The organism is Gammaproteobacteria bacterium, assembly GCA_016716465.1.
Lineage (GTDB): Bacteria > Pseudomonadota > Gammaproteobacteria > SZUA-140 > SZUA-140 > JADJWH01.
The window spans coordinates 296970-315344 of the sequence record JADJWH010000005.1; the positions used below are offsets into that span (position 1 = coordinate 296970).

The window sequence follows — 18375 nt, forward strand, 5'->3', positions numbered from 1 at the left end:
CGTGATTCCTGGCAAGTCTGTAACCCTTCGTATGAGGACAGTACCATGTTGTTGATACCTGCCATCGATCTCAAGGATGGCCAGTGCGTGCGCCTGCGTCAGGGCCGCATGGATGACGCCACGATCTTTTCCGACGATCCGGTACAGATCGCTGGCCGCTGGGTGGAGGAAGGCGCGCGGCGCCTGCATATCGTCGACCTCAATGGCGCGATCGCCGGCCGTCCGGTCAACATGCGCGTCATCAAGGACATCGCCAGGGCCTTTCCCGATGTGCCGATCCAGATCGGCGGCGGGATCCGCGACGAGGAGACGATCGACGCCTACCTCGACATCGGCGTCAGTTACGTGATCATCGGCACCAGCGCGGTGAATGAGCCCCACTTCGTCGCCGATGCCGCCGTTGCCTATCCCGGCCACGTGATCGTGGCGCTGGATGCGCGTGAGGGGAAGGTGGCCATCGATGGCTGGTCCAAGCTGTCGAATCACGATGTGATCGATCTCGCACAGCACTTTGAGCGCGACGGCGTCGTCGCCATCGTCTATACGGATATCAGCCGTGACGGCATGATGAACGGCATCAATATCGAGTCCACCGTCCGGCTCGCCCAGGCGGTCACCATACCGGTGATCGCCTCCGGCGGCATCGCCAGCATCGAGGACATCAAGGCGCTGGGCAGGCATGCGCGCGACGGCATCACCGGCGCGGTGCTGGGCCGCGCCCTGTACGAGGGGGCGCTGGATTTCGCCGAGGCCCAGCGCCTCGCCGACGGTTTCGCCGGATGACGGGTCTCGCCAAGCGCATCATCCCCTGCCTCGACGTCGACAAGGGCCGCGTCGTCAAGGGTGTCCGCTTCGTGAACATCACCGATGCCGGCGATCCGGTCGAGATCGCCCGGGTCTACGACGCCCAGGGCGCGGACGAGCTGGTGTTCCTCGATATCACCGCCAGTGCCGAGGAGCGCGCGACGATGGCGCACGTGGTCGAGCAGGTGGCCGCGCAGGTGTTCATTCCGCTGACCGTCGGCGGCGGTATCCGCGAGGTGACCGATATCCGGCGCATGCTAAACGCGGGCGCGGACAAGGTCGCCATCAACACGGCGGCGATCACCAACCCCGACTTCGTGCGCGTCGCGGCCGAGCGCTTCGGTTCCCAGTGCATCGTGGTGGCCATCGACGCCAAGCGCGTCAGCGGTCCGGAGGATGCGCCGGCATGGGAGATCTTCACCCACGGCGGCCGCAAGTCGACCGGAATCGACGCGGTGGACTGGGCACGCCGCATGGCCGAGCTCGGCGCCGGCGAAATACTGCTGACCAGCATGGACCGTGACGGCACCCGTGACGGCTACGATCTCGAGCTGACCGCGGCGGTCAGCGCGGCCGTCGGCGTGCCGGTGATCGCCTCCGGCGGGGTGGGGGAACTGCAGCACCTGGCCGACGGCATCCTCAAGGGCAAGGCGGACGCGGTGCTGGCGGCGAGCATCTTTCATTACGGCCAGCACACGGTACAGGATGCGAAGCGTTTCCTGGCCGGGCGTGGCATCACGGTTCGGCTTTGACCCTGAGCGGAGAGGTTGACGACATGCCCGAAGGGGAGGACTGGCTGGCGGATGTGAAGTGGACGAAGAGCGGGCTGGTGCCCGCCATCGTGCAGGATCACGCCAGTGGCCGCGTACTGATGTTCGCCTGGATGGACCGCGCGGCGTTGGCGGAAACCGCCGCCAGCGGCCGCGCGGTGTTCTGGTCGCGTTCGCGCCACAGCCTGTGGCGCAAGGGCGAGAGTTCGGGCCATGTCCAGCGGGTGCGCGAGCTCTGGCTCGACTGCGACGGCGATGTGGTGCTGCTGCGCGTTGAACAGGAAGGCGGCATCGCCTGCCATACCGGGCGCCAGAGCTGCTTCTTCCGCCGGCTGCGGGACGGACGCTGGGAGACGATCGACCCGGTTCTGAGGGATCCCGCCGATATATATGGTGATTCCGGCGGCTGAAAGGCGGTATATTCAAGGGCATCATCCAGATTCGACGGCAGATTTCATGGATACCGTACTGACAGATCTGGCACGCGTGCTGGAACAGCGCAAGCTGGGGGACCCGGAGACATCCTACGTGGCCCGGCTCTATAATAAGGGCCTGCCTGCAATCCTGAAAAAGATCGGCGAGGAGGCCACCGAGGTGGTGTTGGCTGGGCAGTCCGAGGGTGACGATGCGCTGGTGCGCGAGGTGGCGGACCTGTGGTTTCATACCCTGATCCTGCTCGCCCATCGCGGTCTGGGACCGCGGGAAGTACTGGCCGAGCTCGAGCGGCGCAGCGGGGTCTCCGGCATCGAGGAGAAGAACAGCCGGGTCGGACGGTAGGACGGGCGAGGGTGTGCCCGAACATCAATGTGATTGAGGTGCAAGATCATGGGATTCAGTCTCTGGCATTTACTGGTGGTGTTGTTGATCGTGGTCCTGCTGTTCGGGACCAAGAAGCTGGCCTCTATCGGCAAGGACATGGGCGGGGCGGTGAAGGGGTTCCGCGACGCCATGCGCAACCCGAACGAGGGCGAGGACCAGGAAGAAGACAAGGAAGCGCCCCGCCTCAAGCAGGCCGATGCACCGAAGGCCGGCGAGGGCAAGGTCGAGTCGCGCGAGAAGAACCAGGCCTGAGTCGCTCCATGTCCGGACTGCCGCCCAGCATCGCGTACCTCCCGTCTTCCGGATCGACCGGTCGCCAGGGCGTGAGCGGGCCCCGGCGCATGCCCACCTAGCCACCCTTTTTTCGCCCCGGGCGGCCGCTCGGATTGCCAAGCCGATGTTCGATATTGGGTTCAGCGAAATTCTCATCATCTCCGTGGTGGCGATCCTGGTCGTCGGACCCAAGGAGTTTCCCGCCCTGGTGCGCACCATCGGGCGCTGGATGGGGAAGGCGCGTTCGGTCGCCGGCGAGGTCAGGAGCGAGTTTCAGCGTGAACTGGCCAGGACCGAGGAGCTCACGCGCAAGATCGAGCAGGAAAGCGAGATCGCCGAGCTCCACAAGGTGATCGACGAAACCAAGGCCACCATCCCGATCAACGCCCCGGTCGCAGGCGAGGAGAAATCCGCGCCCGACGCGGCCGCGTCGAACACGGGGACCAAGTCCGATGGCGGCACCTGAGAAGTATCCGCCTGAGGCGGAGATGCCGTTGATCGGTCACCTGATCGAGCTGCGCTCGCGCCTGCTGCGCGTCGTGATCGGTGTCGGCATCGTTTTCCTCGCCATGGTGCCGTTCGCCAATGCACTCTACACCGCCGTGGCGCAGCCCCTCATGCAGCGGCTGCCGCAAGGCGCCACCATGATCTCCACCGAGGTCGTCGGCGCTTTCATGGTGCCGCTCAAGTTTACCTTCGTGCTCTCGTTCTTCTTCGCCGTGCCCTGGGTGCTGTACCAGATATGGGGGTTCGTGGCGCCGGGATTGTACCGGAGCGAGCGCAGGCTCATCCTCCCGCTGCTGGCCTCGAGCACGCTGCTGTTCTATGCTGGCATGGCCTTCGCGTACTTTATTGTGATGCCGATGGTGTTCACCTTCATGGTGGGGACCACCCCCGACGGCGTCGCGATGATGACCGATATCGGCAGCTACCTGAGCTTTGTCATGCTGCTGTTCTTCGCCTTCGGGTTGGCCTTCGAGGTGCCGGTGGCCACCATCCTGCTGGTATGGGCCGGACTGGTCACGCCGGAGGGCCTCAGGTCGAAGCGCTCCTACATCATCGTGGGATGCTTCGTCATCGCCGCCGTGATCACCCCGCCCGACGCGCTTTCCCAGATCATGCTGGCCATGCCGATGTGGCTGCTGTTCGAGGTCGGGCTGCTGATCTCGCGTATCTACGTGCGCAAGGAGCCGGAGGAAGAGGAGCCGGCGCAGGACAAGGGCGCCGGCTAGGGAAACGGGTTAACGCGCCGGCGGCGGGCGTTTGCTGACGGTCACATCCCGGGTGAACGATTCCCCCTGATGCAGCCCCTTGATGGCGATCCGGCTTCCCGGCTTGGTCTGCGCGATCATGTTCAGGCCGACGCTGGCGTCCGTCACCGGGGTGCCGTCGATGTCGGTGATGATATCGCCCGCCTCCAGGCCGGCAGTGGCGGCCGGTCCGCCACTCAGTACGCCGGCGATGATCAGTCCCTGCCGGTCATGCAGCCCGAACGATTCCGCCAGCGCCGGTGTCAGGGTCTGGATCTCCACGCCGAGCCACCCGCGGATCGCCTCCCCATGCTCGATGATCTGCGTCATGACGCTCTTGGCCAGGCTGGTCGGGATGGCGAAACCGATGCCCTGGGAGCCGCCGCTGCGGGAGAAGATCGCGGTATTGATGCCGACGAGATGACCGTACGGGTCGATCAGCGCCCCGCCCGAGTTGCCCGGATTGATCGCCGCGTCCGTCTGGATGAAGTTCTCGAAGGTCGATATGCCGAGCTGGCTGCGGCCGGTGGCGCTGACGATGCCCTGGGTGACGGTCTGCCCCACGCCGAACGGGTTGCCGATCGCGAGCACCACGTCGCCGACCTGCAGTGCGTTGGAATCGCCCAGGGTGATCACCGACAGGTTTCCCAGCGCGATCTTCAGCACGGCGATGTCGCTTTCAGGGTCGGTGCCGATCACCGTTGCCGGCGCCGAGCGGCCGTCGTTGAGGCCGACCAGGATCTCATCCGAGCCGTCGACGACGTGGTTGTTGGTGAGGACGTAGCCGTCCGCGCTGACGATGACGCCGGAGCCCAGGCTGTTCTGCTGCTGTTCGCGCGGCACGTTTGGCGCGTTGAAGAAGCGCCGGAAGAGCGGATCGTCCAGGAAGGGGCTGAACTGGCGCGTGACCGTCTTCGTGGTGTGGATATTGACCACCGCCGGCGCGGCCTTGCTGACCGCGCCGGCGTAGGATACCGTGGCCTGTGGTTCGATCGCGGTTTCACCGGGCGCCGACTCCTTGAGTTCCACCACCGGCCGCTTGGTGAAGGTATCCGTCATGAGGAATACCGCGATCAGGCCCACGGCCAGACCCACGATGACGCCTTGACTGAGGTAGGGAAGCAGTCTGCGGATTTGCATGATCGCCATACTCTAGCATAGCGCTCGTACCGTCTGCCCCCTGAAAATCCGAGTGGAGTTTGTCCATGCCGATGCCCCTGTCAGAGCTCGCCGCCTACCTGGATCGCCTGCTGGACGTCGGTCGCTTCGAGGATTACGCCCCCAATGGCCTGCAGGTCGAAGGACGCGCCGAGGTGCGCAGGATTCTCGGCGGCGTCAGCGCGAGCCATGCACTGATCGAGCATGCGCTGGAATGGGAGGCCGATGCGATCCTGGTCCATCATGGCTGGTTCTGGCGCAACGAGGATCCGCGCGTGTGCGGCATCAGACGACGGCGTCTGCGGGCGCTGCTGTGCGCCGATATCAGCCTGCTCGCCTATCATCTTCCGCTCGATGCGCACGCCGAGCTCGGCAACAATGCACAACTGGCGCGCGTTCTGGACATCGCGATCACCGGCGAGGTAGCGACTGGACGCAGGGAACCAGGATTGCTGCTGCGTGGCCGCCTCGGCGCCGACATGAGCGGCCACGATCTGTCCCGCCATCTGGCGCGGTGTCTCGCGCGCGAGCCCCTGCATGTCGCGGGAGCGCGCGCGCTCGTGCGCGAGGTGGCGTGGTGCACCGGAGCCGCGCAGGATTACCTCGAACTCGCCGCTGCCGCGGGCGTGGATGCGTACATCACCGGCGAAGCCTCCGAACGCACCACGCACATCGCGCGTGAAACCGGTGTGCATTTCTATGCCGCGGGACATCACGCGACGGAACGCTACGGCGTGCGCGCGCTGCTGGCGCATATCGCCGCGAATTTCGCCGTCGAGACTCGCTTTGTCGATGTCGAAAATCCTGTCTGAGCGTTCGCGCTCGCCGATGTCGACTACCGCATTTGGGGTAGCGCGTGGGGCGTGGAATATAACCCACGCGGTTTATGCGGCTTGTGAGGCGCTTTTGGCGCGGTCTGAGCACGATTCATCGATGTGGTCCCATCAGCGTTGACAGGTCCGCAGAGATTGATCTACGATTCATCGCTCGACCCCGCTCAGCGTTGTCGAGCGCGAGAGAATCGAATTAAAGAAAACAAAACAAACCCGCCCCGTGCGAGCGACTGCGGAGAGCGAGGTTGAAGACAGACCGTTGCGAATCATGACGACGACGGTTCGGAGGAGGGTGTGAGTTCAATGAATGAAATCCTTCCGCGTTTCGAGTCGGTATAGTTTCAGTCTGGCACGATAAGCATCCGGGGCGTCCGTCCGCTGCGCGCGCATCCCGGCATGATGAGTCGTTCATCGCTCAGTCTGCGGCGGGCGGCTTGACACGAATCACAAACATAGGTTGAGGGGGGAGATGTCAGGCACTCGGCAACTTTTCTCAGGACGATTGTCCTTACCAGGAGCGGGAATCCCGGCTGGCCGTCGTGCCGGCCTGCCGTCGACGGCAGGGTTTCTGGCATTGGTCGTTGCGCTGTTCGCCGTGTGCGCCCCGCTTGCGGCTACTGCCGGATCGGCGGTGCCCAACGCGGTTCCGCCGGAAGGGACCTACGCCGGCAAGGACGTTCCGCAACCGATCGAATTTCCCCACGACATCCATGCCAAGATCAACGGCATCAATTGCATGTACTGTCATACCTATGCGCGCCGCAGCAAGGTGGCGGGCATACCGCCGACGAGCAAGTGCATGGGCTGTCACAGCGTGATCGCGACAGACAAGCCGCGCATCAAGCAGCTGACCGAGTACTGGGAAAAGCGCGAGCCGCCGCATTGGCTCAAGGTGCATGACGTGCCCGATTTCGTGCACTTCACCCACGAGAAGCATCTCAAGCGGTTCGTTTTCGACAACCCCGAGCTGCCGGTGGAGCAGGTCTCCGAGGTCTGCGCGTTCTGCCACGGCGACATCAAGAACATGACCGTGGCGAAAAAGCAGAAGCCGCTGACCATGGGATTCTGCCGGCGCTGTCATGAGGCGAACAACGGGCCCTTCGACTGCTGGAAGTGCCATAAGTGACGCGTGTCCATCCGACACGAAACTGCGCCCGATGATGCGTGATTGAACGGAGTGGTCCCGCGATGAGTCTCGATAAACTGAAGCGAAGAGAATTTCTCAAGGTGCTGGGATGGAGCGGCGTCGGCACGACGCTGGCCGGCTGCGACATGCCCACCACGGTCACCGTGCAGGAAGGCAAGGAGGAGGTGGTCGCCTACCTCGCCCCGGAGGAATACGTCATCCCCGGCATCGGGGTCTGGTATGCCAGCACCTGCGCGCAATGCGGCTCCGGTTGCGGCGTGCATGGCCGCGTGCGCGAAGGCCGCGTGCTCAAGCTGGAAGGCAACCCCGATTCCCAGGTCAACCGCGGGCGCTTGTGCCAGGCCGGGCAGGCCTCGCTGCAGGCCCATTACAACCCCGATCGCATCACCGCCCCGCGCGTGCGCCGCAACGGCCAGTTCGAGCAGATCAGCTGGGACCAGGCGCTGGCGCTGCTGGAGGAAAAGGTCGGTCCGTCCTCGGGGCTGTCCGGCGACCGCTTCGCCTGGGTAACCGACAGCGTCAGCGGTCACCAGTCCGTGCTGCTGAAGGCCTGGATGGACGCCGTGGGCTCGGGGCACCACTATGTGCACGAGGCCGTCAACGACGCCGTCTGGCGCGCGGTCTGCCGCGACATGCTGGGTGATGCGAATCCCCGCCTGCGGCTGGACAAGGCGCGCGTGATCCTCTCTTTTGGGGCCGACTTCCTGTCCACCTGGGGTTCGACCATCCACAACTCGACGCAATACGCCGAGTTCCGTACCGCGCCGCGCGGTGTCCTGATTCAGGCCGAGCCGAAGATGACCGTGACCGGCGCCAGCGCGGACCTGTGGATACCGGTGCGCCCGGGTGCGGAGGGCGTGCTGGCCCTGGCCATCGCCCATGTGCTGGTGAGCAAGCACCACCGCGACATCTCGAACCTGCCTGTCGAGGCGCAGGAGCAGATCCGCGCCTACGATATCGACAAGGCGGTGCGTCTCACCGGTGCGACCGGCGAGCACATCGTCAGGATCGCCGGCCTGCTCAACGACCGGGCGCCGAGCCTGGTCCTGGCGGGGGCTTCCGCCGCGGGCCATGCCCGCGGCTACGACAGCGTCGCCGCCGCGATGCTGCTGAACATCGTGCTCGGCAACGTGGGCAAGACGCTGGAATCCAGCGCCGGCTTCCCGTTCCCGCAGCTCGCCGCGAAGACGGGCGGCAACAAGGAACTGCTCGATTTCGCCGCCGCACTCGAGTCGAAGAGCTTCGATGTGGTGTTCTTCAAGGGCGCCAATCCGGTCTATACCGCGCCGGACGCCTTGAAGCTGAAGGAGAAGCTCGCCGGGGTGCCATTCAAGGTCGCGTTCACCCAGTTCGACGACGAGACCACGCAGCAGGCCGACCTGGTGCTGCCGCTGCGTTCCGCGCTGGAGGACTGGGGTACCCATGTGCCCGCCGCGCAGCCCGCGCAGATGCTGATCAGCATGCAGCAGCCCCTGATGGAACCGCTCTATCCGGAGACCCGCGGCTTCGGCGATACCCTGCTCGCGCTGCTCAAACTGCGCAAGGTGTCGCAATACGCCGCCTATGACGATTACTACGCGTATCTGCGCAACGCCTTCGCCGCGCTGCCCGCCGCGCTGAAGCAGGGCACGATCAGCGATCAGCAATTCTGGACGCGCGCCGTGCAGAAGGGCGTGATCGAGGTCGGCGCCGGCGGCGGCAGCCTCACCTCCCGCGTCGTCGCCTTCGCGGTGGCGGAGCCCGCCGATCAGTCGCGGTCCTATACCCTGGTGCCGAGCGCGGGCGCGAACATGCAGGATGGCCGCTACGCCAATCTGCCCTGGCTGCAGGAACTGCCCGACCCGATCAGCAAGGTGGTGTGGGACTCCTGGGCCGAGCTGCATCCGTCCACGGCCGCGAAGATCGGCGTCAAGACCGGCGACCGCGTCCGGATCGAATCCGAGCACGGCGCGATCGAGGCCAAGGTCTACGTCTACAAAGGCATGCATCCGAACGCAATCGCGGTGCCGCTCGGCCAGGGCCATGAGGCCTACGGCCGTTACGCCCAGGGGCGCGGCGTCAACCCGCTCAGGATCCTCGGCCTCGCCACCGAGGTGAAGACCGGCGAACTGGCGCATCACGCCACGCCCGTTCAGGTCACGCGCATCGCGGACAAGGCGGGCGACAAGCTGGTCAAGCTCGGCGGCAGCGAGGCCCAGCTGGGCCGGAAACTGGTGGCTACCGTGACCGCGGACGTATACGCGCGTAATGAAGGAGAAGCCTGATGTCCTTGGAGAACATTCTCACCGACTGGTCCAGGTACCGTAAGGGCCTGGAGCAGGGCGGCTTCCATGACTACGAGCACATGTGGGGCATGGTCATCGACCTCAACAAGTGCACCGGCTGCGGCGCCTGCGTCGTCGCCTGCTATGCCGAAAACAACCTGCCGGTGGTCGGCAAGGACCGTTTTGACGACGGTCATGCCATGCACTGGCTTCGCATCGAGCGCTACTGGGATGAGCCCGACCTGGGCGAGGGGCGTGTGGCGGAATACCAGCACCTCGGCGCGAGCTTCCTGCCCATGCTCTGCCAGCAGTGCAACGCCGCCACCTGCGAACCCGTGTGTCCCGTCGCGGCCACCTATCACACGCCGGACGGCCTCAATGCGCAGGTGTACAACCGCTGTATCGGGTCGCGCTACTGCTCCAACAACTGCCCGTACCGCCTGCGTTACTTCAATTTCTTCTCGTACTACGAGAGTTCGTGGCCGGCGCCGCTGCACATGCAGCTGAACCCGGACCTCTCCGTGCGCGACAAGGGCGTGATGGAAAAGTGCACGTTCTGCGTGCAGCGCATCCGCGCCGCCAAGGACAAGGCGAAGATGCAGGATCGCCAGGTGATCGACGGCGAGGTGCAGCCGGCCTGCGTACAGACCTGCCCCACCTCGGCGATGACCTTCGGGGACATCCTCGATCTGCACAGCCCGGGCAAGGGGGTCGAGAATACCGAGGCCACCGCGCTGTGGCGCAAGCACCAGGTGCAGCTCCACAAGGCCAAGCAGGTGAAGCAGGACCCGGAGATGCGCGGTTACCGCGTCTTCGAGGGACTCAACACCGATCCCAAGGTGCTGTTCTTGGAACGCGTGCGCGAAGTGTAATCGCGGAGAATAACTCATGACGAAGCGACGGATCCGGATATGAGCGACCAAAACAAAGACATCAACGAAGACATCCGCTGGGCAAAGATCAACGAGGACGTCCTGCGCTCGATGGAAAATCCGCGCATGGGATACTGGGTCTCGGTGGCGGTATGCCTGGCGTTGCTCTCGCTGGCGGTGATCGCCGAGATCTACCAGTACCGGACCGGTATGGGGGTCGCCAACCTGAACTGGCCGCAGATGTGGGGTCTCTATATCGCGACCTTCATCTTCTGGATCGGCATGAGCCACTCCGGCACGCTGCTGTCGGCGATCCTGCATATCACGCACGCCGACTGGCGCAAGCCGATCTACCGTTTCGCCGAGGCCATGACCACCTTCACCCTGATGACGGCGGGTCTGTTCCCGATCATCCACCTCGGGCGCCTGTGGAACATGTACTGGGTGCTGCCCTACTACAGCGACCGCGGGATCTGGCCCAACTTCCGCTCCCCGCTGGTGTGGGACGCCTTCGCCATCGGCACCTACCTGACCTCGTCGGCCCTGTTCCTTTACATCGGTTCGATCCCCGACCTGGCGATCTGCCGCGACAACGCCCGGGGCTGGCGCAAGAAGCTTTACACGGCCCTCTCGCTGGGCTGGCGCGGCGACGACCGCCAGTGGCGCCATTTCCGCAAGGCCTATCTGATCATGGCGTGCTTCCTGATCCCGCTGGCGGTATCGGTGCACTCCATCGTGTCGTCCGACTTCGCGATGTCGATCATGCCGGGCTGGCACGTGACGACCTTCCCGCCCTATTTCGTCGCCGGGGCGCTGTACTCGGGCTGCGCGGGCATCATCACGCTGTTCGTGCTGCTGCGCTACTACTTCCGCTTCGAGGATTACATGACACTGCCGATCCTCGACAAGACCTGCAAGCTCACCTTCGCCATCGCGATGGTGTGGACCTACCTGAACCTGATCGAGTTCAGCTCCATCTGGTACGGTCATGACATGATCGCCAAGGAACTGCTGATCGACAAGTTCACCGGTACCTACGCGCCGTACTTCTGGGCCATGCTGTTCTTCGGCTCCGTCGTGCCGTTCACGATGGCCTTCGAGAAGATCCGCCGCAGCATTTCCGCGATGTTCGTCATCTCCATCCTGCTGAACATCGGCATGTGGCTGGAGCGCTGGATGATCGTGGGTCCGACCCTGTCCGCGTCCTACGAGCCGTTCGCGTTCGACGTCATGTGGCCGAGCTGGGTGCAGTGGTTCATCGTGATCGGAAGCTTCGGCTGGTTCGGCCTGCTGTTCCTGATCTTCGTCAAGGTGATTCCGTCGGTCTCGATGTATGAGGTCAAGGAAATGATCTTCCATCGCCGTCATATCGCGCACAAGGACATCGCGAGCGTGATGCATCGCAGGACGGGTGACCCGAAACCGTCGGGCGAGCCCGGTCTGGAGGGGGCAAAACCATGAAGAAAGCGCGTATTCTGGCCCTGTTCTCCAATTTCGACGAGGCCTTCGCCGCCATCTCGGACATCCGGCACTACAAGGTGCCCGGCGTATCCGTCGACGATGTCACGGTGATCTCGCCGATCGAGCACCCCGAGATCGAGGAGGTGCTGGGCGAGCGTCCGGCGCATGTGCCGAAATTCACCCTGATCGGCGCGCTGCTCGGATCCACCTGCGGCTTCATCTTTCTGGCCAGCGCGCAGGCGAACTTCACCGTGCAGCCGCAGGGCGGCAAGCCGGTGATTCCGCTGCCGTCGAACATCGTGCTGACCTACGAGATGCTGATCCTGTTCAGCGTGCTGTTCACGCTGGCCGGGCTGATGATCGGCGCGCGCCTGCTGCGCAAGCGCAAGAGCCTGTACAGCGAGAAGGTCAGCCTCGACCAGGTCGGAATCGAGATGGAACTGGAGGAGAAGTACGTCGAGCCAATCAAGAAGCTGTTCCGGCAGCACCAGGTACTCGAGATTCGGGAAGAGGTTATCCAATGAAATACAGGATGGCGGTTGCGGCAGCACTGTTTCCGGTCGTGGCGTGGGCGTGGCCGTGGTCAACCGATATGATGGATCAGCCCAGCATCAAGCCGCAGGAAGGCGAGATGGCGCCGTTCCCGAAGCGTTCAATCCCGCTGCGCACGGAGCGAATCGACACCGCCATGCTGCTGACGGAAGTCGCGAACCGTGATGAGGCAAAGCCGCTGACCAGCCCGATCCCGGTGACGGCCGACAATCTGGCCAAGGGCAAGACCCTGTTCCGGATCTACTGCGGGGCCTGTCACGGCCTGACCGGCAAGGCCGACTCGCCCGTTTCGAGCAAGATCGGCGCGATACCGCTGGTGGACGACTATGTACAGAAGACCCTGACCGAGGGGTGGATCTTCGGCACCATCACCTTCGGCAGCTACATCATGCCGGCGTATGGCAAGCCGATGGCCCGCGACGATGGCCGCGGCTCCGACGATCTGTCGATCGAGGAGCGCTGGCAGGTCGTCAATTACGTGCGCCACCAATTGGCGAAAGACGCCGCGGCCGAGCCGACCAAGACGGCGGCCGCGCAATAAGTCCAACGACATTCAACGAGAGGCGGGGATGGCGAACGCAGAGGATTTTGGCAGCTGGTCGGTCTTGACGACGAACTTCCTGTTTACGCTTTATATCGCGCTCGGCGGCGTGACCCTGTCGTCCGTGCTGCACCTGGTCAACGGAAAATGGCGCTTTCAGGTCCGCAAGCTGGCCTGCGCCTTCGCCGCGCTGTTTCCCATCGCCGGCGTACTGCTGTTGATCCTCCTCTTCAACGGGGATGCGACCTTTCAGTGGCTGGCCCATGCCCATGACGGTGACCATCACCTGAACGGCTGGCATAACTACACCTTCCTCGTCGCGCGCGAGATCGGCGGCTTCATCGCGGTGGTGATCCTGTGCGGCCTGTTCATCAAATACCAGCACCAGAGCGAGATCGACAGCTCATACGCGGCGCAGCGCCGCTTCCGCAACATCGCGCTGCTGATCCCCTTCGCCTACTTCATCTACGGCTCCATGGTGGCGTGGGATTTCGAGATGACCCAGATGCCCGGCTGGCACAGCGCGAGCTACGGCGCCTATCATTTCCAGAGCAACTTCCACATGTTCCTGGGCTTCTTCACCATCTTCCTGTTCTTCATCCACCGCTCGGGCAAACTGGCCGCGCCGTTCCAGCACTACATCTTCAACTACATGGCGCAATTCATGCTGGCCATGACGATCCTGTGGACCTACCTCTACTTCACCCAGTACCTGATCATGTGGTACGGCCGTCTCCCCGAGGAGATGCACCGCTACAACAGCATGATGCTGGAAGGCTACGGCGCCCTGTGGTGGACGTTCCTGACCTTCAAGTTCATCATCCCGTTCTGCACGCTGGCGATCACGCCGAACCGCCACAATCCGGTGGTCATCACCCTGGTGGCCTGCTTCATCGTGGTCGGCACCTGGATCGAGCGCTATACCTGGATCTCCGGGTCGATCGACAGCCAGTACTACCATGCCCCGATGAGCTCGATGTTCGATATCATCGTTACACTGGCCGTCTTCGCCGTGAGCTGGTGGGTGGTACAGCGCGCCCTGCTCAAATACGGGCTCGTACGCACCTGATCCGGGCCGGCGGGCGGCCCCGTGGCCGCCCGCCCCATTCTCCCCGGGCTATTCACTTCCCCCGCACCTTTCCGTCGCGGCCCTCCGCGTGATAACTTTCACGCATTCGGGTAAAGTGTACGTCCCGCTCCACAGTCAGTCAGCGACCAGAGGCATCCCATGAAGAACTACGTCATCGCCCCTTCGATCCTGTCGGCCGATTTCGCCCGCCTGGGCGAGGAAGTCACCAATGTGCTGAAGGCCGGCGCCGATATCGTGCATTTCGACGTCATGGACAACCATTACGTCCCCAACCTCACCATCGGCCCGCTGGTATGCGAGGCGCTGCGCAAGCACGGCGTCACCGCGGATATCGACGTGCATCTGATGGTGAAGCCCGTGGATCGCATCGTGCCGGATTTCGCCAAGGCGGGCGCCACCTACATCACCTTCCATCCGGAGGCGAGCGAGCACGTCGACCGTACTCTGCAGCTCATCCGCGACTGCAAGTGCAAGGCCGGTCTGGTGTTCAATCCGGCGACGCCGCTCGATTACCTGAAGTATGTCATCGACAAGGTCGACATGGTGCTGCTGATGTCGGTCAACCCGGGGTTCGGCGGCCAGAGCTTCATCCCCACCGCGCTGGACAAGCTGCGCGAGGCGCGCAAGATCATCGATGCCAGCGGGCGCGACATCCGGCTCGAGATCGACGGCGGGGTCAAGGTTGACAACATCCGCGCCATCGCCGAGGCCGGGGCGGATACCTTCGTCGCCGGTTCGGCCATTTTCAGCACCCCGGACTACAAGGCGACCATCGACGCCATGCGCGCCGAGCTCGCCAAGGCGCGGCGCTGAGCCCCGTTTTCCCCGCGAGAGTCGGTCCATGAACAGTCTGGCGGTCCGCCCGCGCATGCTTCTGATCGACCTGGACGGTACCCTGGTGGATACCGTGCCCGACCTCGCCTATTCGGTCGATCTGATGATGCGGGAGCTCGGCATGCCGGACCGGGGCGAGGCGCGCGTGCGCGAATGGATCGGAAACGGCGTCGAGCGCCTGGTGCGGCGCGCGCTCGTCAACGCCTACGACGGCGAACCGGACGAAGCGCTTTACCAGCGCGCCTATCCGATCTTTCTCGATGCCTATGCGCGCAACGTCTGCACCTACAGTCGCCCCTTTCCCGGCGTCATGGAAGGGATCGAGTATCTCGCCGGCGCCGGATTCCTGCTCGGTTGCGTGACCAACAAGGCGGCCGCCTTCACCGAGCCGCTGCTGCGCAAGCTGGGCATGTATGAGCGCTTTCGGACGGTCGTCAGCGGCGACACGCTGGCGCAGAAGAAGCCGCATCCGGCGCCGCTGCTGCACGCCGCCAGCGAGCTGGGCGTCACGCCGCGGGAATCGCTGATGGTGGGGGATTCCATCACCGACGTGGAGGCGGCGCGCGCCGCCGGTTTCCAGGTGGTATGCGTCAACTACGGCTACAACCATGGACTCGACATCCGCGATGCCAGGCCCGATGCCGTGATCGGCTCCCTGCTCGACTTGCGGGAGCTGCTCGGGCCGGCGTAACCGCCCCGGCGCGTTTCTCATGGCCATGACGCCCGACGCCTTCGCCGCACTGCGCGCCCGGGGCTACAGCCGCATCCCGGTGATGCGCGAGGTGCTGGCCGATCTCGATACCCCGCTCAGCACCTACCTGAAGCTGGCCGACCAGCCCTATACCTACCTGTTCGAATCCGTCCACGGCGGCGAGAAGTGGGGTCGCTATTCGATCATCGGCCTGCCCTGCCGGACCGTGGTGCGCGTCAGTGGAAATGTCGTCAGCGTCGAGACCGACGGGCGCGAGGTGCGCCGCGAGGAGACGGCCGATCCACTGGCCTGGATCGAGGCGTTTCGCACCGCCTATCGGGTACCGGAGATGGACGGCCTGCCGCGCTTCAGCGGCGGACTGGTCGGTTACTTCGGCTATGACACGGTGCGCTATATCGAACCGCGTCTCGCGCAGTGTCCGGGGCGCGATGCGCTCGGCACCCCCGATATCCTGCTCATGCTGAGCGACCGCGTGGTCGTGTTCGACAATCTGTCGGGCAAGCTCCATATCGTACTGTACGCGGACCCGGCGGCGTCGCTGGCGGAGGCCGAGCGGGAGCTCGACCGGCTCGAGGCCCAGCTGCGCCAGTCCGTCGCGCGCTCGCCGGCGCCCGCCGCCGCCTTCAGGGTCGGCGAAGAGGATTTCGTGTCGGAATTCACCCGTGAGGGTTTCGAGGCGGCGGTGGAGCGGGCCAAGCGTTACATCGTCGACGGCGACCTGATGCAGGTGGTCCTGTCGCAGCGGCTGTCGGTACCGTATACGGCCGCGCCGCTCGATCTGTATCGCGGTCTGCGCGTCCTCAATCCCTCGCCGTACATGTTCTACCTGAATCTGAAGGAGTTCCACATCGTCGGTTCCTCGCCCGAGATCCTGGTGCGCGTGGAGGACGGCGAGGTGACCGTGCGTCCCATCGCCGGGACCCGGCCGCGCGGCGCCGGTGCGGCGCAGGACCGGGCGCTGGAGCAGGAGCTGCTCGCCGATCCGAAGGAGCGCGCGGAGCATCTGATGCTGATCGATCTCGGCCGCAACGACGTCGGCCGGGTGGCGGAGACCGGCACCGTGCGCGTGACCGAGCGCATGCTGATCGAGCGCTATTCGCACGTCATGCACATCGTGTCGAACGTGACCGGCGCGCTGCGTTCCGGCCTGTCGGCGCTCGACGTGTTGCGCGCCACCTTCCCGGCCGGCACCGTGTCAGGCGCGCCCAAGGTGCGCGCGATGGAGATCATCGACGAACTCGAACCGCTCAAGCGCGGCATCTATGCCGGCGCCGTCGGCTACATCGGCTGGGGCGGCAACATGGATACCGCGATTGCGATCCGGACCGCCGTGATCAAGGATGGCCGGCTGCACATCCAGGCCGGCGCCGGCATCGTCGCCGATTCCGTCCCCGCCCGTGAATGGGAAGAGACCATGAACAAGGGCCGGGCCATGTTCCGCGCCGTGTCCCTGGTCGCCGCCGGCCTCAAGTGACCGGGGTCCTCCCCGGGCGCCCGCAAGGGATTCCCAGCGTCTAGTCTCCGATGCGCGCCGGATACGGTGCGGCGGCGGGGGAATTATGACGCCGCACCGGGGTCCATATAGGATAAGATCATGTCCATGCGACATAACATGGCCGCCCGTGCGGCTGCTGGTGTTTCAGGGTATTTATCTTGTTGAACGCAATCGAAAATAGAATCCGGCTCAGGCGTGCCGGATGGGCGGCGGTGGTCGGCTTCGGGATGCTGTGCCTGCTCATGGCCGGTTCCGCCCAGGCGCTGACCGTGGTACCGCGCGACTTTTCCGAACTGGTCCGGGATGCGGAGCTCATCATCGTCGGGACAGTCACCGGCGCGCAAAGCGCATGGTCCGCAAACGGGCAGGCGATCACCACCACGGTCAACCTGGACGCGCTCGAGGTGATCAAGGGCGAGGTGCCATCGGTGCCTTATGAGCTCGTGCTGCCGGGCGGCGTGGTCGGCGATACCGCACAGTCCTATCCGGGCATGCCAGAGCTCGCTTCGGGCGGGCGTTATGTGCTGTTCGTGCGCGGCAACCGGCGCGAGTTGATACCCCTGGTCGGGGCCTATCAGGGTTTGTACCGGGTACTGACGGATCCGGACGGGCAACAGCGCGTGCTGCGCGCGGACCGGGGCGACAGTCCGGTCGTACGCGCGCTCGTCCTGCCCGGGCAGCCGACGCTGGAAGAGTTCACCCACCGCATCCGCCAGGAGCTGTCCGCGCCATGAGCCGGCTTGCCCCGACCGCCTGTGCGCTGTGTCTGATCTGCCTTCCACCGGCGGCCGGCGCCTTTGCCTTTTTCGGACAGCCCAGTGCCGGGGGCAGCGGCCCGCAGCCCCTTCAGACCGATACCAATGTCACTCCGGTGGTATGGCCTGATGCCAAGGTCGTCGTAGCGATGACGCTGAATTTCAGCGGGGCCTACAAGGACAGCATGCTGGATGCCATGCAGACCAGCTGGAACGCCGTCGGGACGCCGCTGCAGTTTCAAGAGGGAGTCAGCACCGCACAGCCCTGCGACAACGCCCCTGGCAGCAACGCCGCGGACGGGATCAATGCCGCCGGGTTCCGGCAGACAACCTGTGCTGACCAGGCGTTCGGTGACGCCCTGGCCGTGACCCAGGTCACGCATGTGCGCCGGAACGGCACCTGGGAATTATCCGACACCGATATCATGGTGGATCAGTCCCGGCCCTGGATCGCGCAGCGCGCGGGACAATTACAGCCCGGGACCTACGATTTTCACCGCGTGGTCATTCACGAGCTCGGGCATGCGCTCGGGCTGGAACATCCCAATGACGCGGGCGAGACGGTGACCGCGATCATGAATTCCCAGGTGAGCGGGATAGAGACATTGCAGACGGATGATATCCAGGGCATCGAATTCCTGTATGAGGGAACGGATAGCCGCACCAGTTCCGCATCCCAGCGGGACAGCAGTGGCGCCGACGCCTCCCTGGGCGTGCTGTCCCTGCTGGGCTGGGGCGCAAGGCG

21 protein-coding genes are annotated in these 18375 nt (G+C 64.5%); 20 read left to right on the plus strand and 1 reads right to left on the minus strand.

Annotation, left to right across the window (positions count from 1 at the left end; all coding sequences use genetic code 11):
- Nucleotides 1-45 precede the first annotated feature (45 nt).
- The 7 genes from hisA (at nucleotide 46) to tatC (ending at nucleotide 3898) form a co-directional block, all read left to right on the plus strand.
- The gene (hisA, locus tag IPM20_12260) at nucleotides 46-783 is read left to right on the plus strand and encodes a 1-(5-phosphoribosyl)-5-[(5-phosphoribosylamino)methylideneamino]imidazole-4-carboxamide isomerase (protein MBK9132394.1); all 738 of its coding nucleotides are present in this window, start codon (nucleotides 46-48) and stop codon (nucleotides 781-783) included.
- Nucleotides 780-1556, plus strand: coding sequence for an imidazole glycerol phosphate synthase subunit HisF (gene hisF / locus IPM20_12265; protein MBK9132395.1), 777 nt, complete (start codon nucleotides 780-782; stop codon nucleotides 1554-1556). The genes hisA and hisF overlap by 4 nt, the downstream gene beginning before the upstream one ends.
- Nucleotides 1557-1579: 23 nt before the next feature.
- Complete coding sequence (gene hisI, locus IPM20_12270) at nucleotides 1580-1984, plus strand: phosphoribosyl-AMP cyclohydrolase (GenBank protein ID MBK9132396.1); 405 nt, start codon at nucleotides 1580-1582, stop codon at nucleotides 1982-1984.
- Nucleotides 1985-2030: 46 nt separating this feature from the next.
- The gene (locus IPM20_12275) at nucleotides 2031-2351 is read left to right on the plus strand and encodes a phosphoribosyl-ATP diphosphatase (GenBank protein MBK9132397.1); all 321 of its coding nucleotides are present in this window, start codon (nucleotides 2031-2033) and stop codon (nucleotides 2349-2351) included.
- 48 nt (nucleotides 2352-2399) lie between these two features.
- Nucleotides 2400-2645 (plus strand): Sec-independent protein translocase subunit TatA, encoded by a 246-nt coding sequence (gene tatA, locus IPM20_12280; protein ID MBK9132398.1) that lies wholly within the window; start codon nucleotides 2400-2402, stop codon nucleotides 2643-2645.
- A 145-nt stretch (nucleotides 2646-2790) separates the two neighbouring features.
- Nucleotides 2791-3132: a twin-arginine translocase subunit TatB gene (tatB, locus tag IPM20_12285; protein MBK9132399.1), complete on the plus strand. Its 342-nt coding sequence runs from the start codon at nucleotides 2791-2793 to the stop codon at nucleotides 3130-3132.
- Nucleotides 3119-3898 (plus strand): twin-arginine translocase subunit TatC, encoded by a 780-nt coding sequence (tatC, locus tag IPM20_12290; GenBank protein MBK9132400.1) that lies wholly within the window; start codon nucleotides 3119-3121, stop codon nucleotides 3896-3898. Before tatB ends, tatC begins: the two co-directional genes overlap by 14 nt.
- Before the next feature lie 9 nt (nucleotides 3899-3907).
- Here tatC and IPM20_12295 read toward each other — a convergent pair whose 3' ends face one another.
- Complete coding sequence (locus IPM20_12295) at nucleotides 3908-4975, minus strand: trypsin-like peptidase domain-containing protein (protein MBK9132401.1); 1068 nt, start codon at nucleotides 4973-4975, stop codon at nucleotides 3908-3910.
- A gap of 146 nt (nucleotides 4976-5121) precedes the next feature.
- Here IPM20_12295 and IPM20_12300 point away from each other — a divergent pair, with 146 nt between their 5' ends.
- The 13 genes from IPM20_12300 to IPM20_12360 form a co-directional block, all read left to right on the plus strand.
- On the plus strand, nucleotides 5122-5886 hold the full coding sequence (locus IPM20_12300) for a Nif3-like dinuclear metal center hexameric protein (GenBank protein MBK9132402.1): 765 nt from the start codon (nucleotides 5122-5124) through the stop codon (nucleotides 5884-5886).
- 652 nt (nucleotides 5887-6538) lie between these two features.
- Nucleotides 6539-7033, plus strand: coding sequence for a cytochrome c3 family protein (locus IPM20_12305; GenBank protein MBK9132403.1), 495 nt, complete (start codon nucleotides 6539-6541; stop codon nucleotides 7031-7033).
- A gap of 62 nt (nucleotides 7034-7095) precedes the next feature.
- Entirely contained in the window at nucleotides 7096-9318 is a 2223-nt protein-coding gene (locus IPM20_12310) for a molybdopterin-dependent oxidoreductase (GenBank protein ID MBK9132404.1), read from the plus strand.
- Entirely contained in the window at nucleotides 9318-10190 is an 873-nt protein-coding gene (locus IPM20_12315; GenBank protein ID MBK9132405.1) for a 4Fe-4S dicluster domain-containing protein, read from the plus strand. The genes IPM20_12310 and IPM20_12315 overlap by 1 nt, the downstream gene beginning before the upstream one ends.
- Nucleotides 10191-10229: 39 nt before the next feature.
- Nucleotides 10230-11651 (plus strand): polysulfide reductase NrfD, encoded by a 1422-nt coding sequence (gene nrfD / locus IPM20_12320; GenBank protein ID MBK9132406.1) that lies wholly within the window; start codon nucleotides 10230-10232, stop codon nucleotides 11649-11651.
- On the plus strand, nucleotides 11648-12175 hold the full coding sequence (locus IPM20_12325) for a DUF3341 domain-containing protein (protein ID MBK9132407.1): 528 nt from the start codon (nucleotides 11648-11650) through the stop codon (nucleotides 12173-12175). The genes nrfD and IPM20_12325 overlap by 4 nt, the downstream gene beginning before the upstream one ends.
- Nucleotides 12176-12183: 8 nt before the next feature.
- Nucleotides 12184-12744, plus strand: a complete 561-nt coding sequence (locus IPM20_12330) for a cytochrome c (GenBank protein ID MBK9132408.1) — start codon at nucleotides 12184-12186, stop codon at nucleotides 12742-12744.
- A gap of 28 nt (nucleotides 12745-12772) precedes the next feature.
- The gene (locus IPM20_12335) at nucleotides 12773-13813 is read left to right on the plus strand and encodes a polysulfide reductase, NrfD (protein ID MBK9132409.1); all 1041 of its coding nucleotides are present in this window, start codon (nucleotides 12773-12775) and stop codon (nucleotides 13811-13813) included.
- A gap of 159 nt (nucleotides 13814-13972) precedes the next feature.
- Nucleotides 13973-14647 (plus strand): ribulose-phosphate 3-epimerase, encoded by a 675-nt coding sequence (gene rpe, locus IPM20_12340; protein MBK9132410.1) that lies wholly within the window; start codon nucleotides 13973-13975, stop codon nucleotides 14645-14647.
- 28 nt (nucleotides 14648-14675) lie between these two features.
- On the plus strand, nucleotides 14676-15359 hold the full coding sequence (locus IPM20_12345; GenBank protein MBK9132411.1) for a phosphoglycolate phosphatase: 684 nt from the start codon (nucleotides 14676-14678) through the stop codon (nucleotides 15357-15359).
- Between the two features lie 25 nt (nucleotides 15360-15384).
- Nucleotides 15385-16854, plus strand: a complete 1470-nt coding sequence (locus tag IPM20_12350; protein ID MBK9132412.1) for an anthranilate synthase component I — start codon at nucleotides 15385-15387, stop codon at nucleotides 16852-16854.
- 182 nt (nucleotides 16855-17036) lie between these two features.
- The gene (locus IPM20_12355) at nucleotides 17037-17609 is read left to right on the plus strand and encodes a hypothetical protein (GenBank protein ID MBK9132413.1); all 573 of its coding nucleotides are present in this window, start codon (nucleotides 17037-17039) and stop codon (nucleotides 17607-17609) included.
- Nucleotides 17606-18375, plus strand: a 770-nt coding sequence (locus IPM20_12360; protein ID MBK9132414.1) for a matrixin family metalloprotease, incomplete at its 3' end; no start/stop codon positions are given. The genes IPM20_12355 and IPM20_12360, both read left to right, overlap by 4 nt.

Excerpts from the sequence above, each read along its gene's own strand:
- tatA (MBK9132398.1), top strand. The coding sequence starts at position 2,400 with ATGGGATTCAGTCTCTGGCATTTACTGGTGGTGTTGTTGATCGTGGTC.
- IPM20_12325 (MBK9132407.1), top strand. The coding sequence starts at position 11,648 with ATGAAGAAAGCGCGTATTCTGGCCCTGTTCTCCAATTTCGACGAGGCC.
- hisA (MBK9132394.1), top strand. The coding sequence starts at position 46 with ATGTTGTTGATACCTGCCATCGATCTCAAGGATGGCCAGTGCGTGCGC.
- IPM20_12295 (MBK9132401.1), bottom strand. The coding sequence starts at position 4,975 with ATGACGGATACCTTCACCAAGCGGCCGGTGGTGGAACTCAAGGAGTCG.
- IPM20_12315 (MBK9132405.1), top strand. The coding sequence starts at position 9,318 with ATGTCCTTGGAGAACATTCTCACCGACTGGTCCAGGTACCGTAAGGGC.
- IPM20_12335 (MBK9132409.1), top strand. The coding sequence starts at position 12,773 with ATGGCGAACGCAGAGGATTTTGGCAGCTGGTCGGTCTTGACGACGAAC.
- nrfD (MBK9132406.1), top strand. The coding sequence starts at position 10,230 with ATGAGCGACCAAAACAAAGACATCAACGAAGACATCCGCTGGGCAAAG.
- hisI (MBK9132396.1), top strand. The coding sequence starts at position 1,580 with ATGCCCGAAGGGGAGGACTGGCTGGCGGATGTGAAGTGGACGAAGAGC.
- rpe (MBK9132410.1), top strand. The coding sequence starts at position 13,973 with ATGAAGAACTACGTCATCGCCCCTTCGATCCTGTCGGCCGATTTCGCC.
- IPM20_12345 (MBK9132411.1), top strand. The coding sequence starts at position 14,676 with ATGAACAGTCTGGCGGTCCGCCCGCGCATGCTTCTGATCGACCTGGAC.
- IPM20_12275 (MBK9132397.1), top strand. The coding sequence starts at position 2,031 with ATGGATACCGTACTGACAGATCTGGCACGCGTGCTGGAACAGCGCAAG.
- IPM20_12350 (MBK9132412.1), top strand. The coding sequence starts at position 15,385 with ATGACGCCCGACGCCTTCGCCGCACTGCGCGCCCGGGGCTACAGCCGC.
- tatB (MBK9132399.1), top strand. The coding sequence starts at position 2,791 with ATGTTCGATATTGGGTTCAGCGAAATTCTCATCATCTCCGTGGTGGCG.
- IPM20_12310 (MBK9132404.1), top strand. The coding sequence starts at position 7,096 with ATGAGTCTCGATAAACTGAAGCGAAGAGAATTTCTCAAGGTGCTGGGA.
- tatC (MBK9132400.1), top strand. The coding sequence starts at position 3,119 with ATGGCGGCACCTGAGAAGTATCCGCCTGAGGCGGAGATGCCGTTGATC.
- IPM20_12330 (MBK9132408.1), top strand. The coding sequence starts at position 12,184 with ATGGCGGTTGCGGCAGCACTGTTTCCGGTCGTGGCGTGGGCGTGGCCG.
- hisF (MBK9132395.1), top strand. The coding sequence starts at position 780 with ATGACGGGTCTCGCCAAGCGCATCATCCCCTGCCTCGACGTCGACAAG.
- IPM20_12300 (MBK9132402.1), top strand. The coding sequence starts at position 5,122 with ATGCCGATGCCCCTGTCAGAGCTCGCCGCCTACCTGGATCGCCTGCTG.